Here is a 14,553-nt window from a genome sequence, read left to right on the forward strand (position 1 = left end):
AGCGCTTATCCAGCAGGCGCTGGCAGCTATGTTTTTTGATAAGCCCCTTTTTCCTCGGTAAGCCATGCGCCTCGGCATCCGCCTGCTGTTCGCCTTCTTCGTCATCAACGGCATCGCGGCCTTCTTCGTGCTGCGCGTGTTCACGGCGGAAATCAAGCCCAGCGTGCGCGAGGTGATGGAGGACATGATGGTGGACACCGCCAACCTCCTCGCCGAACTGGCCAGCGACGACCTTGCCACGGGCCGGCTGCAGGGCGGCGGCGCCACCAGCGCCTTTGCCCGCCAGGTGCGCCAATACGCCTCCCGCCCCGTCGACGCCGCGATCTGGGGCTTTGCCAAGCAGTCGCTCGACTACCGCATCTACGTCACCGACGCCGCCGGGCGCGTGCTGTTCGACTCCGAGAACCAGGCCGTGGGCCAGGACTTCTCGCAGTGGCGCGATGTGGCCCGCACCCTGCGCGGCGAGTACGGCGCGCGCATGAGCCGCGAGACTCCGGCCGACGACGCCAGCGGCGTCATGCATGTCGCCGCGCCCATCCAGGTGCAGGGGCGCATCGCGGGCGTGCTCACCGTGGCGAAGCCCGTGCGCACGGTGCAGCGCTTCATCGACCGCGCCGAGCGCAAGGTGCTGATGGGCGGGCTGCTGCTGCTGGCGCTCTCGGCCGCCGTGGGCGTGGCCGTGACGCTGTGGATGGTGTGGAACGTGCGCCGCCTGCGCGACTACGCGCTGAGCGTGCAGGGCCCCGCCGACGGCGAGCACGACACGGCCGCCCCCACCGCGCTGGCCGTGCCCTCGGTACCGGGCGAGCTGGGCGACCTGGCGCGCGCCATGGACCGCATGCGCGCGCGGCTGGAGGGGCGCGACTACATCGAGGGCTACGTGCGCGCGCTGACGCACGAGCTCAAGAGCCCCGTGGCCGCCATCCGTGGCGCCGGCGAGTTGCTGCAGGAAGACCTGCCCGCCGCGGACCGGGCGCAGTTCGCCACCCAGGTGGTGCAGCAGAGCGAGCGCCTGCAGCGCCTCGTCGACCGCCTGCTGGAGCTGAGCAAGCTGGAACAGCGCCAGCACGCCGAGGCGCGCCACCCCGTGGCCCTGCAGGACTGCGCCCGCACCGCCATCGCGCACACCCAGGCGCGCGCGGCGCAGCGCGGCGTGGTGCTGGCGCTCGCCGGCCAGGGCGTCAGCGGCCCGTGGGAGGCCGAGCTCATCACCCTGGCGCTGACCAACCTGCTCGACAACGCGGTGGACTTCGCGCCCGAGGGCAGCACGGTGCAGGTGGCGCTGGACGGCGCGCGCGCCGTCGTGCAGGACGCCGGCCCCGGCGTGCCCGACTACGCCCTGCCGCGCCTGGGCGAGCGCTTCTTCACCACGGCCCGCCCGAACGGCGAGCGCAGCGGCTCGGGCCTGGGCTTGGCCATCGTGCGGCGCGTGATGGCGCTGCACGGCGGCCACATGGAGGTACGCAACACCCTGCCCGGCCTGCGCGTGGAGCTGGTGTTTCCCGCGTGATGCGGAACACCCCCCCGGGTCGCTTCGCTCCTTCCCCCCGCTCTCGCACCGCTGCGGCGGGGCGGCCCTTGCACGGCGGCCGCTGACCCAGGCCGCACCGGCATCGCGCGCCATGAGCGCTCCAACACGGCGCTGAAGAACGGATACACGGATTTCACCTTCGCCTCACAAACTTCATGGTTCCCTCACGGCCGGGGTGAACACTGGCTCCACATTCACCGTGGAGGACGCCTTGAAACACCCCTTGTTCACCAAACTGGCCGCGCTGGCCGGCATCACCCTGCTGCTGCTCATCGGCCTGGGCCTCGTCGAGGACGTGGTGCGCGACCGGCAGCGCTACCGCCACCAGGCCGCGCAGGGCGTGGCCGCCAGCCTGGCCGGGCCGCAGACGCTGATGGGGCCGATGATCCACAGCGCCTGCGTGGAGAGCTGGGAGACGGAAACCGGCAAGGGCGAAGACCGGCGCATGGTGGAGCAGCGCCGCGAGTTCCTGCTCACCGCCATGCCCGAGCAACTGCGGCTGCGCAGCGGCGCGGCCATGGAAGAACGGGCGCGCGGTCTGCACAAGGTCAACACCTACACGCTCCAAACCCGGATCGCCGCGCAGTGGGCCCCGCTGGCCAGCCTGCAGCCGCAGGCCACGGTGAAGGGCTCGCGCCTGCAGTGCGGCGTGCCCATCCTGATGCTGGCCGTGGGCGATGCGCGCGGCATCCGAACGGCGCAGCTGCAGCTGGGCGAGCAGCAGCTTGCGCTCAAGCCCGGCACCTTCCACCCCACCTACAGCCGGGGCGTGCACGCCGTGCTGCCCGAGTCGGTGCGCGGCCAGGCCGATGGCCTGGCCGTCACGCTGGACCTGGAGCTGGTGGGCACCGAGCGCCTGTCCATCGTGCCGCTGGGCAGCCGCACCGAGGTACAGATGGACAGCGGCTGGCCGCACCCCTCGTTTTCCGGGCGCTTCCTGCCGTCCGAGCGCGAGGTGCGCACGGACGGCTTCACGGCGCGCTGGCGCCTGTCGTCGCTGGCCAGCACGGCGCAGCAGGACATCGGCCAGGGCAAGCCGGTGTGCGAGGCACCCGACGAAGAAGCCGCCGTGCCACCGCCCGGCGGCGCGCGCGACTGCGCCGATAGCTTCAGCGTGGCCTTCATCGACCCGGTGAACCCCTATGCGCTGGCGGACCGCGCCACCAAGTACGGCGTGCTGTTCATAGCACTGACCTTCGTGGCCGTCGGCCTGTTCGAACTGATGCAGCGCCTGCGCGTGCACCCGGTGCAGTACCTGCTGGTGGGCAGCGCGCTGTGCAGCTTCTTCCTGCTGCTGGTGAGCCTGTCGGAACACCTGCCGTTCGGCGTCTCCTATGCGCTGGCGGCCACGGCCTGCGTGCTGCTGCTGGGCTACTACGCCCGCCACATGCTGGGCAGCCTGCGGCGCGGCCTGCCGTTCGGCGCGGGCATGGCGCTGCTCTACGGCCTGCTGTACCTGCTGCTGCTGGAGCAGACGGCGCTGGTGGTCGGCGCCGTGGCCCTGTTCGCCGTGCTGGCCGCCGTGATGGTGCTCACGCGGCGCATCGATTGGTACGGCCTGGGCGCTCCCCGCGCCGCCGCCCGTCCGGAGGCCGCATGAGCCGCCCCGATGCCTGGCCCATGGCCGACGCCTGGGCGCGCCACCTGGCGGCCCCCATGCCCGCGCCGCAGGCACCACTGACGCAGGCCGAGGCCCTGCGCGTGCAGCGCCACCGCGACCGTCTGCTGGCCGCCCTGCGCGCGCAAGACCGTGGCGCGCTGCGCGGCGCCCAGCAGGCCGTGCTGCAGGCGGCCTACGCCCAGCCGGCCACACCGGCCTTGCGTGGCGCGCTGCGCCTGCTGGCATGGCGCATGGCCGCGCTGCTGCCGCCCCGGCGTAGCGGGCACCTGGAAATTTAAGAGAAAAGGCCTTTGGCGCCCATGAATAAAGCGCCAACCGCTATTAATTAAATAGCGATTTCAGTGCGAATGGCCGGTGGGCACGGCCAGTTGCTCGATGAGGCCGGCGTCGATGGCGCGGAAGGGCAGGACGTCGCCGCCGCGCTGGGCGGCGAACTGGCGCGCCGCCTCCTGCGAGGCGAAGGCGGGCAGGTTGCCGGCGCGCATGGGGCCCTTGGCCGAGGAGCCGTGCACATAGAAGGCGCTGCGCGCGTCGGCCCAGGATTTGCTGGACACATCGGTGACGTAGCGCGCCACGATCTCGTCGGCGCTGCGCCCCGGGCTGTAGCGCGCCACATCGTTCAGGTACATGAACAGGCTCAGCGGCGAGTCGAAGAACTGCGCATCGCCGTTGGCGAAGATGACCTGCGCGGCCCAACCGGGCGAGCGCGCCGGGTACATGCCGCAGACCGGGCAGCGCACGTCGGCCGGCACGGCGCGGGCAGCTTCCATCGGCAGGCCCGAGGCCGGGTCGTAGGGCGTGGGCGGCGCGACGACGCAGACATCGGGGTCCAGCACCGGAGCGGCCTCGGGCGCCCACGCCGACTGGATGATCGGCAGGCTCCACCACGCCATCGCCGCCACGGCAATGGCGAGGGCCACCGCCCCGCCACGCCACAGGCGGCGCGCCGAAGAAGGAAGGAGGGGGGGCCCGGGCAGCTGCATGGAGGGGATCGATCCGTCCGGTTTACATCCGCGTGTCGTGCAGCGCGCCGCCGCTCAGGTCCACCATGTCGGCGGTGATCTCGCCGAAGCGCAGCACCTTGCCACCATGCGCGGCGGCGAACTTCGCCGCGTCGGCCTCCTGGGCGAAGCTGCCGATGGTCGGGCCCATGGAGCCGTGGCGCTTGCTGCCGAGCACGAAGAAGGCGGTCTTGGCATCGATCCAGTGGCCCTGCGGGTGGTCCCAGTCGGCCTTGCCCATGTCCTGCACGTAGATGGCGCGCGCCGCGCGCACCTGCTCGCCCGCCAGCAGGGTGGAGAACAGTTCCACGGTGTCGCAGAAGAAGCTGGGCTTGTCCTGCGCGGCATAGTGCACCTGGGCCTTGGGGCCGGGGTAGTCGGCCAGCAGCATGCCGTCGAGCTCGCAGCTGGTGGAGCGGTCGATCTCGATGGGCGCGAGCGACTGGGCCTCGCTGGCGCGTTCGCCGCAGCCCGCCAAGGTGCCCAGCGCGCCAAGAGCCGCCAGCGCGGCCAGGCCCAGCATCTGGCGGCGTTCGCCACAGGCCTCGCCGGCGGCAGTGTGGCGGCGGCGGCAGGAACAGGTGTAGGTCATGGTTTGAATCTCCAGTTGGCCAGGGCCAGCGGCACGATGATCCAGGCCAGCATGACGCCACCCATGTTGGCGGGGCTGCCCATGGACGGCGGCACGACGCTGGCCAGGCCGTAGAGCGTGCGCACGTCGTCGAGCGAGAACACGTTGAGGATGCGGAAGACGTCGGCCGGGTTGAGCAGCAGCAGCCAGGCGAAGGCCTCGCCGCCGAAGCGCCCGCCCGTGCCCACCAGCACGCCGAGCAGCAGCAGGTCGAACACCAGCACGAAGAAGAACCAGGTGGCGATGGCCAGGCCCGAGGCGCGCGTGCGGTCGCGCGCCAGCACGGACAGCAGCACCGCCAGGCTCAGGAAGGCCAGCCCCAGCAGCACCGAGCTGAGCATGAAGCCGAAGTAGTGGTACATCCCGGTCCAGCTCATTTGCCGCGACAGCAGCACCGCCACCATGCCAAAGCCCGCCAGCGTGGACAGCGTGAGCGCGGCCGCCAGGCCGAGGTATTTGCCCAGCAGCAGCTCGAAGCGGGTGATGGGCAGGGCCAGCAACAGGTCGAGCGAGCCGCGCTCGCGCTCGCCCACGATGGCGTCGAAGCCCAGCAGCAGCGCGATCAGCGGGATCAGGTAGATCACCAGGCTGACCAGGCTGGCGATGGTGAATTCGATCGAACGGAAGCCCACGCTGCCCTGCTGCGCGCCGCCGAAATAGGCGATGACGAGCGAGAACACGGTGAACACCAGCGCCACCGCGAGCACCCAGCGGTTGCGCATGCGGTCGCGGAATTCCTTCGCGGCAATGGTGAGGATCTGCGTCAATTCCATGGGGCCATCTTTCAAGCGAATCCGAAGAACACGTCTTCGAGCGACGGCTCCAGCATTTTCAGGTCGCGCACGCGCGCGCCGAACGGCGCCAGGGCCGCGAGCACGGCCATCTTCTGCGCGCGCGGGCAGGCCAGGCGCAGCCCGTCAGGCAGCGCCTCGGGCGGGGTTCCGGTCACCTGCGCCAGCACCTGGGCCACGGCGGGAACATCCTCGGCACCGAGCTGCAGCTCGAACACCAGCGGCATCTGCGTCTGCTCGCGCAGGGCATGCACGCTGCCCACGGCCTGGATCTTGCCGGCCGACATGATGGCCAGGCGGTCCACGCGCTCCTGCAGTTCGGCCAGGATGTGCGAGGTGATGATGACCGTCACGCCCTCGGCCTGCAGGCCGCGCAGCGTGGCGTAGAAGTCGCGGATGGCCTGGGGGTCCAGGCCGTTGGTGGGCTCGTCGAGGAACAGCACGCGCGGCGCGCCCAGCAGGGCCTGGGCAAAACCCAGGCGCTGGCGCATGCCCTTGGAGTATTCGCGCACCGGGCGGTCGAGCGCGTGCGCCAGGCCCACGCGCTCCAGCACGGGCTGGCACTGCGCCAGCGGCGCGTGCTTGAGCCGGGCGAAGAAACGCAGGGTTTCCAGACCGCTGAGGTTGTCGTAGAGCACGACGTTCTCGGGCAGGTAGCCCAGGTGGCGCCGCGCGGCACGAAAGCCTCGCCCGCGCACGGAGGCGCCGCCGACCAGGATCTCGCCCCGCGTGGCGGCCACCAGGCCGAGCATCATCTTGAACAGCGTGCTCTTGCCCGCGCCGTTGTGCCCGATCAGGCCGAAGATCTCGCCGCGCGGGATGTCCAGGTCCACGCCATCGACGGCCTGCAGCGCGCCATAGTGCTTGCTCACGCCGCGCAGCGAGACCGCCGCGCCGTCACTGGCTGGAAAAGTGCTTGCCACGCCATTCACTCCATTGTTGGTTGCTCGGTTGCATGCGCGGCTTGGGGTCCACCACCGAAGGCACGCGCAGCACCGGGAACTGCTGGCCCACCAAGCGCAGCGCCTGCACCGCGGGGCTGGCCAGCAGCAGTTTCATGCTGGGGTGCTTCCAGGTCAGGCGGTCGACCATGTCGTTGGCTTCGTAGGGCACGTCGCCCACGCCGTTGCCGTCGCGGTCCCAGCCGAGGTAGTTGCTCCAGTGGTTGCCGCCCTTGACACCCCAGCGCTCGTCGCGCGAGCCCACGTAGCGCACCTGCTCGCGGTTGGAGATGAAGTCGTTGCCCTCCACCTCGTTGCGCGTGGAGCCGGCCGACAGGTGCACGCCCACGACGTTGTCCACCACCAGATTGCCGTTGAGCTTGATGTACTCCACGTCGTAGATGAAGAAGCCCCGGTTGTTGCCCGCCACGATGTTGTTCTCAATGACGGAGTCCTGCAGGGTGCGCAGCATGATGCCGTGATCGGAGTTACCCCAGGCGCGGTTGTTGCGCACCACCTGGTCGCGCACCTCCATGAGGGCCAGGCCGCCCCGGTTGTAGTACGTGTCGTTGTCTTCCCACAGGTTGTAGTAGGAATTCATGTAGTGCGTGCCGTAGCGGCTGTGGTGCAGCTTGTTGCCCCGGAACACGGCATGGTGCGACACATCGACGTACAGCGCGTCGCGCACGAAGCTGATGTTGTTGTTGAAGATGCGCGCGCCCTTGGTGTTGTAGAGCTGGATGCCGTTGCCGCGCTGCGACGAGCCGTATTCACGCTTGCCGGTGATGGTGTTGTGCTCGATGAGCACGTCGTCGGCCTTCTCGATCCACAGGCCGAACAGGTTGTAGGTGAGGTCGCAGCGCCGCACGATGGCGCGGTGCGCCCCGGTGTACAGGTAGATGCCGGCGTTCTGGTCCTTCAGGCTGTCGCCCGAATCGCGCACGATCAGGCCTTCGATCACCACGTCGGGCGCCGTGACCCGGATGGTGTCGCCCTGGTTGCCGCCGCTGAGCGTGGGCCGGTCGATGCCGCGCAGCGTGAGAGGCTTGTCGATCAGCAGGTTGGCGCGGTACAGGCCGCGCGCCACCTCGATCACATCGCCCGGCGCGGCGGCCTTGACGGCGGCCGCCAGATCCTGGCCCGGCCGGACCGACACGGTGGCCGCCCAAGCCGGAAGCACAGTGCCCAGACACAGCAGCGCCGCGCCTGCCATGCGCGCCAAGACACCCGTCATAGGCTCAGCAAGCCCAGCGTCTTGAGCGTCAGGAACAGGGCCGCGCCAATCAGCAGATTCTTGAAACCAACGTAGCTCATCATGTCCATCACGCTGGCCGCGCGGTAGTTGCCGCGCCACCAGACACCATCCTTCACATAACGGCGGCCCGACAGCCGGATCAGCACTTCGTACACGCTCCAGCCGAACCACCAGCCAATGATGGCCCCCGAGGACAGGCTGCCCATCGCGGCCATCACCCATGCCACCGTCGCGGCCACCGCCAGCGAGAAGCCCGCCACCTGCAGCGCGCGCTGGCTGTGCCAGCCTTCCGTGCTCCAGGGCCAGATGTGGTCACGCACCTCCAGCATGATCCACTTCAGGCGGGATTCACCCGCCTTGTGGAAGGGTGCCACAGGTTCAGTAGGCATGCGCGGGTCGGGGCCATTGGCCGCCTTGGCGCTGATCTGGTCGGCGAAGCCGGTGACCGGGTGGATCGGGATGAAATAGCCGTGGGCTCCGATCGGCGTGATCTCCAGGCCGTCCTTTTCGCGGCGCTTGCGCTCCTTGGCCAGCGGCGGGCAGCCCTTCACGTCGGTGTACAGCACCATGCAGTCGAGGCAGTGCAGGCACTCGCGGTGGTCGATGCGGCCGTCGGCATCGATGGCCTGCGCGCCACAGCCCACGGCGCAGGCCTTGCAGCTGTTGCAGTCCTGCTTGCGCTTAAGGCCGAACCAGCGGAAGGTGCTGGGCATGGCCAGCGAGGCGCCCAGCGGGCAGATGTACTTGCAGTAGGGCCGCTCGATGAAGATCGACACACCCAGGATGGCCGCCACGAACAGGCCGTAGGGCCAGGCGCGGTTCATCACGCCGACCAGGAAGGTGGTCTTGAAGGGCTCGACCTCGGCCAGCTTCTCGGCCAAGCCCATGGAGAACATGGACACCGCGAGCAGGAAGAAGAAGACGGCGTACTTGATCCACTTGAGCCGGTCATGCCATTTCTGTGGCAGTTGGGTCTGGAAACGCTTCAAGCCGAGGGCCTTGGCGATCTTGAAGATCGCCTCCTGCAGCGAGCCGAACGGGCACATCCAGCCGCAGAACAGGCCGCGCCCGAACAGGAACACGGTGACGATGATGAAGATCCAGAACAGGAAGATGAACGGATCGGACAGGAACAGCGACCAGGTCCACTGGAACAGCAGCGCATGGAACCAGGTGAGCACCTGCGTGATGGAGGGCTGTGCCATGTAGCCAAAGCCGATCCAGAAGATGCTGATGGCCCAGAAGGTGTACTTGAAGCCGTTGACCGGCCACTTGTTCTTGTGCGTCGACAGGCGGGTGAGCTTTTCACGCATGGCATACACCACCGTCACCATGACCAGCAGCAGGGCGAACAGGCCGATGGGAAGGGCTTGGGATTTCCACACGCGCACCCACGGGGCGTCCGGCTCTTCCACCTTGGGACGTCCTCCCTCCAGGGTGCTGGCAGGCAGCCAGTACTTGGACTCGAACACGGCAAAGCTGCGATGCCCGGTCGCACGGTCGACGCGGTTGCCCAGGAAGGCCAGCTTCCAGGGGTAGGCGGCCGAGAAGGCCGCCGAACGGATCACGAAGATGGCCGATTCGTTGTATCTCGGCGCTCCGGCAGCCTCCACGCCGTAGAGGTTGTAGTAGTCCAGGTCCCGGAAGGTGAAGGAATCCGCGCCCTGCTTGACCTGCACGCGGTCATAGATGCCGCCGCGCACGAAGCCCGAACCCTTGAAGGATTCGGCGCCGGCCGTGCGGATCACGAAGAAGGCGTTTTCCTCCGGCTTGAGGCGCGAACGCAGGTTGGCGTAGCCGCCTTCGCCGAGCAGGCTGCGCCCCAGATCGGGGTGGTTGAGGTCGCCGAACCACAGTTCGATGAACGGCTCGGGGCCGCGCGGCAGTCCCACCTGCTCAGGCTTGACCAGCAGTTGCTGCACCACGCCCATCTTGACAAGCTGCGCCCAGTCGTAGCGCTGGCCGGAAACCGCGAAGCGCGCGGGATCGCGCACGGTGGGCTCGATGATGCCCGTCTGCCGCGCCACGGCGGCGCCCGACATCATCATCACCTGGTTCTGCGCGATCACGGTCACCGTGGCACCAGAGATGGCGTCCACGCCGATCACTTCTTCCTCGGGCCGGGAGGGACCGACCTCGATCGTGTCCTTGACCGACTTGCCCAGGTACTGGTTGTTGAAGTTCACCAGGGCCGACTCGGGAATACCGAGCAGCAGGATGGGTTCGGAGTGCTTGAGCACCTGCACGCCGACGAAATGGCCTTTCAGGTCCATGCCTATCAGCGTCACCACCGGCTTGCCCGAGTAGGCGGGCGTGTCGGTGATGTCGGTCGAGAGCATCACGTAGCCGAGCAGCTTCTTCTCGGCGGTATCGTTGTCATAGGCCTCCACATACGGTGGCTGCCCCTTGCGTTCGGAGAAATGCTTGGCCCCGGGAAAGACTTCCGTGCAGGGCAGCAGCGCGCACATGTCCTTGGCGGTCGAAAGCTCCGCGGGCAACTCTGCCTCGTACGCCCCCGCCTGAACACGCGGTGCGAACAGCGACAGCACCAGAAAAAAAGCGATCCCAAGGATCGCGAACCGTTGGCCTAGCAAATACATCACGCTTTCCTATAAGGGAGGCCGGCGCCCCTGCGCCGGGCCTCCCGATAAACCGCCTATCAGGCTTCCACGATCATGCGGGTACGCATTTCAAGGTGGAGCGCGTGGCAGAAGTGGGTGCAATAGCACCAGAACACGCCTGGCTGGTCGGCGATGAAGGTCACCGAAGCCGTTTCCAGCGGGTTGACGATGAAGTTGACGTTGTAGTTCGGAATGGCGAAGCCGTGCGTCAAGTCCTCGATCTTGTCCAGGTTGGTCAGGATCAGCGTGACTTCGTCACCCTTCTTGACCTTGAACTCGCGCATGCTGAAAGCCGGCGCCTGGGACGTCATCTTGACGGTGACCTTCTTGCCATTGCGGAACACACCGGTGTCCTTGGCATCCTTGATGGCCAGCGGGAAGTCGTCCAGGCTATAGACTTGCTTGGGCTTGAGCAGGTCGCGCTTGAAGATGATGAAGTCATGCGGCTCGCCACGCACGGGGTGGTCGGCCAGCAGCACCATCTTTTCGCCCGAGATGTCGATCAGCTGTTCGTTCTCGGGGTGCAGCGGGCCCACGGGCAGGAAGCGGTCCTTGGAGAACTTGCAACCCACGGCCAGGTACTTGCCATCGGCGGCCACGGTCTCGGACTGCGAGGCGTTGATGTGGCCCGGCTGGTAATGCACGTCCAGGCGATCCACCACGTACTTGGCGTTCTTGTCGCCAGCGTGGAACTTGATGGCGGCTTCCACGTTCCACTTGACCACCTGGCTGTCCAGGAACAGCGTGGTGTAGGCATTGCCACGGCCGTCGAAGGCGGTGTGCAGCGGGCCCAGGCCCACTTCCACCTCGGCGACGATGGCGGCATCGAGCTTTTCCAGCTTGCCGTCGAACCAGTCCAGCACCTTGGCCAGTTCAATGGTGGTGACGGTGGGCGAGAGCTTGCCGGCGCAGATGAAATACTTCTGGTCCGGGCTGGCGTTCACGCCGTGCGGGTTCTTGGGAACCGACACATAGGCGGTCAGCGCGGTCTTGGGGTCCTTGTTGGCTTCATGCGTGCCATCCACCACGGGCACCTTGGAAGTACCGATGGTCTTGAACTTGCCCGCCTTGACGGCTTCCTCGATGCGAGCGATGTTGAAGAACAGGCAGGCGTCGCGCTCGGCGGACATCATGTCCTCGTACTTCGCGCCCATCTCGGTGTTGTACTGGTTGGTGGCGGCCAGCTTGCCGTCATACGAGGTAGCCACCAGATCGCAGTTGCCGTCGATCAGGACTTGCCAGCGCACTTCCATCGTCTCGGCGTCCACGCACGAGAACAGCGAGCGGTACTTGCTCGAATCTTCGATGCCAGCGTTGGGCAGGGGAATGGCGAATTCACCACCGCAGAACACGCGGGTGGTGTAGTTGATGGCCGGATCGACCGGGTCACGCTTGTCCGGGAAGATGCCGTGGAAGCCCTGCACGTTGGGCAGCTGGGTGATCTTGTCGCAGACGAAGTAATCGAGGCGGATACGGGCGATACGGCTGTTGATCTTGTCGTTGATCCAAGCGTAACGGCCGTCGTAGTTGCCGTCCTTGTAGGAAGCATGGGTGTGGTGGGTATCGGCGACCGTGTAGCGCAGGCTGCCGTCGGCCTTGGTGCCCATGACCTTCTTGGATTCGTTCGTGACGCCCCAGCCCACCAGCGCATCCGGCGTGAAGCAGGGGATGCGGTGGATTTCGCGGCCCGAGGGCAGGCCCAGCACGCGCATGTCGCCGGTATGACCGCCGCTCCACAGACCGTAGTAGGAGTCCAGTTCACCGGGCTTGAGGTGGGTATTGGCGCCGCCGTGCGCCGCAGGGGCGGCCGGTGCCGGAGCAGCAGGTGCCGCGGCCGGTGCTGCGGCGGGCTTGTCGTTGCACGCGGCAACGCCGACAGCCAGACCCGCTACCGCAGCGGTATTGATGAAACGGCGACGGCCCATGCCGGCAGTTTCGGTGCTCAGATCTTCTCTCTTATCGCTCATGGTGATATACCTCTCTTAGGATTGGCTCAGGAAAAACGGAGGGGCCCGCGCGGGGGGTGGTGCCGCCATGGCGGCCACGGGATGCACGCAGGACGAGGGCAGGGGCTGGCGCGCCAGCGGCGGTACTGCCGGCAGCCGGGCTTGCGGAGGCTCTGGTGGCGCGGCCGCCAGCAGACAAAGGGGGCAGTCCATGCCCGCGGCACCGGATTCCACGGCGCCATCCTTGGCATGAATGAGGAGCTTGGTGATACCCGTGCTGGAGCAGACGACATCCATGGCCTTGGGCAGTGCGATGGACGATGCAGCCGCCACCCCCAGGTACAGCGCGAACCATGCGAGCACGCACCAACGCAGTCGTGCCATGGATCTAAGGGTTTTCATGGTTGGGCAGTATAGGAGGGCAAAGACGCCTGTCCTTGACATTAGTCACCCTCGGTGAGCATGACCACAAAAGCAGCAGGCTTAATTCTTGTTTTACATTATGGTCTGCGCGTTCGGTGCTGGACAACCCTTTCTCGGGCTCCCAGCAAAGACTTTCAACCTACCCGCAACACCGCCCGATTTGCCCCGAACGGCATGCCGCCTTACCCCTGGCACCCGGCGCTACCGCTTCCTGCGGGAAGCGCCTTTCGTCCAGACGTGGCATGCTTCGCACCCTCCTAGTTTTATTCATTCCACGAGGCTTCCCCCCCATGCAAAAAACAACCACCGTTCTCGCCGCCGCCGCCCTGGCCCTGTTCCTGACCGCCTGCGGCGACAAGAAGCCCGCCGAAGCGCCTGCAGCCCCGGCGCCCGCCCCCGCCGCACCGGCGCCTGCCGCCGCCCCAGCGGCCGAGGCTCCTGCGGCCGCGCCTGCCGCACCGGCCGCCCCCGTGGCCGACAGCGGCGCCGGCAAGGCCGCCTACGGCAAGACCTGCGCCATGTGCCACGGCGCTGGCGTGGCTGGCGCACCCAAGCCCGGCGACAAGGCCGATTGGGGCCCGCGCATCGCCCAGGGCAAGGACACGCTGTACAAGCACGCCATCGAAGGCTTCACCGGCGCCAAGGGCATGATGCCCGCGCGCGGCGGCAACAGCACCATGTCCGACGACGACGTGAAGGCCGCCGTCGACTACATGGTCGGCCTCTCCAGCTGATCCCGGGGACGGCCATGCACGGCACGAACCCTGCCCGGGGCCTGACCAGGCGGCGCATGGCCATGGCGCTGCCCCTGCTGGGCGCCGCCGCCTGGATTCCGGCGGCTGCCGCCGCCCCGGCGGCAGCCGAGCGCAGCCACCGCGTGCTCATGGGCACGCAGGTGGACATGGTCACCAGCGGCCCGGACGCGCGCGCGCTCCAGGCCGCCATGGACCTGGCCTGGCGGGAAATGGAGCGCCTCGCGGCGCTGATGACCCGCTACAGCCCGGACAGCACCCTCAGCGCCATCAACCGCGCGGCCGGCAAGCATGCCGTGGCCGTGCCACCCGAGGTCATGGCCGTGCTCAAGGCGGCGCAAGGCATTGCCGCGCAGACGCACGGCGCCTTCGACGCCACCGTGGGTTCGCTCAAGGCCTGGCACTTCGACGAGGGCCAGAACACCCTGCCCTCGCCCCAGGAAATCGAGGCCCAACGCCGCCTGGTGGGCTACCGTGGCCTGGTGCTGGACGAGCGCGCCGCCACGGCCTTCCTGAAGCAGCCCGGCATGGCGCTTGACCTCGGCGGCGCGGCCAAGCTGCCCATCCTGGAAGCCGGCACGCGCGTGCTGCGCCAGCAGGGCGTGGACAACGCCATGCTCAACGGCGGCGGCGACGTGCTCATCGCCGGCAAGCTTCACGACCGCCCCTGGCGCGTGGGCCTGCGCGATCCGCGCGCGCCCGAGCGCCTGATCGGCGTGCTGGCGCTCGAAGGCCAGGCCATCGTGGCGTCGTCGGGCGATTACGAGCGCTTTTTCATGGCCCAGGGCGAACGCCAGCACCACATCCTGAACCCCGCCACCGGCCGCCCGACACAGGGCCCGCGCGGCGTGAGCCTGCTGGCCAAGGACGCGGCCAGCGTCAATGGCCTGGGCACCGCCATCATGGTGCTGGGCAGCGATGGCGCCCGCGCGCTGCTGAAGGACAAGCCTGGCGTGCAGGCCCTCGTGGTCGATCGCGACCACAGCGTCTGGCAGACACCCGGCATGGCCGCCGCAGTGCAAGCCGCCTGAACGGCACCG

General features: G+C 68.0%; 13 protein-coding genes. 5 read left to right on the forward strand and 8 right to left on the reverse strand.

Annotated elements, in window-relative coordinates:
- Window positions 1–64 precede the first annotated feature (64 nt).
- The 3 genes from creC (at window position 65) to D8S75_RS00105 (ending at window position 3,430) form a co-directional block, all read left to right on the forward strand.
- A complete protein-coding gene (gene creC / locus D8S75_RS00090) occupies window positions 65–1,510 on the forward strand; it encodes a two-component system sensor histidine kinase CreC (RefSeq protein WP_119963908.1) in 1,446 nt (481 codons plus the stop codon).
- A gap of 232 nt (window positions 1,511–1,742) precedes the next feature.
- Entirely contained in the window at window positions 1,743–3,131 is a 1,389-nt protein-coding gene (gene creD, locus D8S75_RS00100) for a cell envelope integrity protein CreD (RefSeq protein ID WP_119963909.1), read from the forward strand.
- On the forward strand, window positions 3,128–3,430 hold the full coding sequence (locus tag D8S75_RS00105) for a hypothetical protein (RefSeq protein ID WP_232828797.1): 303 nt from the start codon (window positions 3,128–3,130) through the stop codon (window positions 3,428–3,430). Before creD ends, D8S75_RS00105 begins: the two co-directional genes overlap by 4 nt.
- A gap of 60 nt (window positions 3,431–3,490) precedes the next feature.
- On the opposite strand, the gene D8S75_RS00110 is transcribed toward D8S75_RS00105, so the two are convergent.
- From D8S75_RS00110 to D8S75_RS00145, 8 genes are read right to left on the reverse strand one after another with little or no spacing between them, the layout of a single operon-like run.
- Entirely contained in the window at window positions 3,491–4,135 is a 645-nt protein-coding gene (locus tag D8S75_RS00110) for a nitrous oxide reductase accessory protein NosL (RefSeq protein WP_119963910.1), read from the reverse strand.
- 22 nt (window positions 4,136–4,157) lie between these two features.
- On the reverse strand, window positions 4,158–4,745 hold the full coding sequence (locus D8S75_RS00115; RefSeq protein WP_119963911.1) for a nitrous oxide reductase accessory protein NosL: 588 nt from the start codon (window positions 4,743–4,745) through the stop codon (window positions 4,158–4,160).
- On the reverse strand, window positions 4,742–5,557 hold the full coding sequence (locus D8S75_RS00120; protein ID WP_119963912.1) for an ABC transporter permease: 816 nt from the start codon (window positions 5,555–5,557) through the stop codon (window positions 4,742–4,744). Before D8S75_RS00120 ends, D8S75_RS00115 begins: the two co-directional genes overlap by 4 nt.
- A gap of 11 nt (window positions 5,558–5,568) precedes the next feature.
- Window positions 5,569–6,498, reverse strand: a complete 930-nt coding sequence (locus D8S75_RS00125; protein WP_119964353.1) for an ABC transporter ATP-binding protein — start codon at window positions 6,496–6,498, stop codon at window positions 5,569–5,571.
- Window positions 6,473–7,729: a nitrous oxide reductase family maturation protein NosD gene (locus D8S75_RS00130; RefSeq protein WP_232828839.1), complete on the reverse strand. Its 1,257-nt coding sequence runs from the start codon at window positions 7,727–7,729 to the stop codon at window positions 6,473–6,475. The genes D8S75_RS00125 and D8S75_RS00130 overlap by 26 nt, the downstream gene beginning before the upstream one ends.
- A 17-nt stretch (window positions 7,730–7,746) precedes the next feature.
- Window positions 7,747–10,371, reverse strand: coding sequence for a 4Fe-4S binding protein (locus tag D8S75_RS00135; RefSeq protein ID WP_119963914.1), 2,625 nt, complete (start codon window positions 10,369–10,371; stop codon window positions 7,747–7,749).
- Window positions 10,372–10,430: 59 nt separating this feature from the next.
- Complete coding sequence (gene nosZ, locus D8S75_RS00140; RefSeq protein ID WP_119963915.1) at window positions 10,431–12,359, reverse strand: TAT-dependent nitrous-oxide reductase; 1,929 nt, start codon at window positions 12,357–12,359, stop codon at window positions 10,431–10,433.
- 15 nt (window positions 12,360–12,374) lie between these two features.
- The gene (locus D8S75_RS00145) at window positions 12,375–12,722 is read right to left on the reverse strand and encodes a DUF2946 family protein (RefSeq protein WP_232828799.1); all 348 of its coding nucleotides are present in this window, start codon (window positions 12,720–12,722) and stop codon (window positions 12,375–12,377) included.
- Between the two features lie 329 nt (window positions 12,723–13,051).
- Here D8S75_RS00145 and D8S75_RS00150 point away from each other — a divergent pair, with 329 nt between their 5' ends.
- Together D8S75_RS00150 and D8S75_RS00155 are read left to right on the forward strand one after the other, a co-directional pair.
- Window positions 13,052–13,495, forward strand: coding sequence for a c-type cytochrome (locus tag D8S75_RS00150; RefSeq protein ID WP_119963917.1), 444 nt, complete (start codon window positions 13,052–13,054; stop codon window positions 13,493–13,495).
- Between the two features lie 14 nt (window positions 13,496–13,509).
- Entirely contained in the window at window positions 13,510–14,544 is a 1,035-nt protein-coding gene (locus tag D8S75_RS00155) for an FAD:protein FMN transferase (protein WP_232828800.1), read from the forward strand.
- Window positions 14,545–14,553 lie beyond the last annotated feature (9 nt).

The organism is Simplicispira lacusdiani, from assembly GCF_003604195.1.
Taxonomy (GTDB): domain Bacteria; phylum Pseudomonadota; class Gammaproteobacteria; order Burkholderiales; family Burkholderiaceae_C; genus Simplicispira; species Simplicispira lacusdiani.

What these genes read in the sequence shown, in the direction of transcription:
- D8S75_RS00155 (WP_232828800.1), top strand. Translation starts at nt 13,510, where the DNA reads ATGCACGGCACGAACCCTGCCCGGGGCCTGACCAGGCGGCGCATGGCC.
- D8S75_RS00145 (WP_232828799.1), bottom strand. Translation starts at nt 12,722, where the DNA reads ATGGCACGACTGCGTTGGTGCGTGCTCGCATGGTTCGCGCTGTACCTG.
- D8S75_RS00110 (WP_119963910.1), bottom strand. Translation starts at nt 4,135, where the DNA reads ATGCAGCTGCCCGGGCCCCCCCTCCTTCCTTCTTCGGCGCGCCGCCTG.
- nosZ (WP_119963915.1), bottom strand. Translation starts at nt 12,359, where the DNA reads ATGAGCGATAAGAGAGAAGATCTGAGCACCGAAACTGCCGGCATGGGC.
- D8S75_RS00135 (WP_119963914.1), bottom strand. Translation starts at nt 10,371, where the DNA reads ATGTATTTGCTAGGCCAACGGTTCGCGATCCTTGGGATCGCTTTTTTT.
- D8S75_RS00105 (WP_232828797.1), top strand. Translation starts at nt 3,128, where the DNA reads ATGAGCCGCCCCGATGCCTGGCCCATGGCCGACGCCTGGGCGCGCCAC.
- D8S75_RS00150 (WP_119963917.1), top strand. Translation starts at nt 13,052, where the DNA reads ATGCAAAAAACAACCACCGTTCTCGCCGCCGCCGCCCTGGCCCTGTTC.
- creC (WP_119963908.1), top strand. Translation starts at nt 65, where the DNA reads ATGCGCCTCGGCATCCGCCTGCTGTTCGCCTTCTTCGTCATCAACGGC.
- D8S75_RS00120 (WP_119963912.1), bottom strand. Translation starts at nt 5,557, where the DNA reads ATGGAATTGACGCAGATCCTCACCATTGCCGCGAAGGAATTCCGCGAC.
- D8S75_RS00115 (WP_119963911.1), bottom strand. Translation starts at nt 4,745, where the DNA reads ATGACCTACACCTGTTCCTGCCGCCGCCGCCACACTGCCGCCGGCGAG.
- D8S75_RS00130 (WP_232828839.1), bottom strand. Translation starts at nt 7,729, where the DNA reads ATGGCAGGCGCGGCGCTGCTGTGTCTGGGCACTGTGCTTCCGGCTTGG.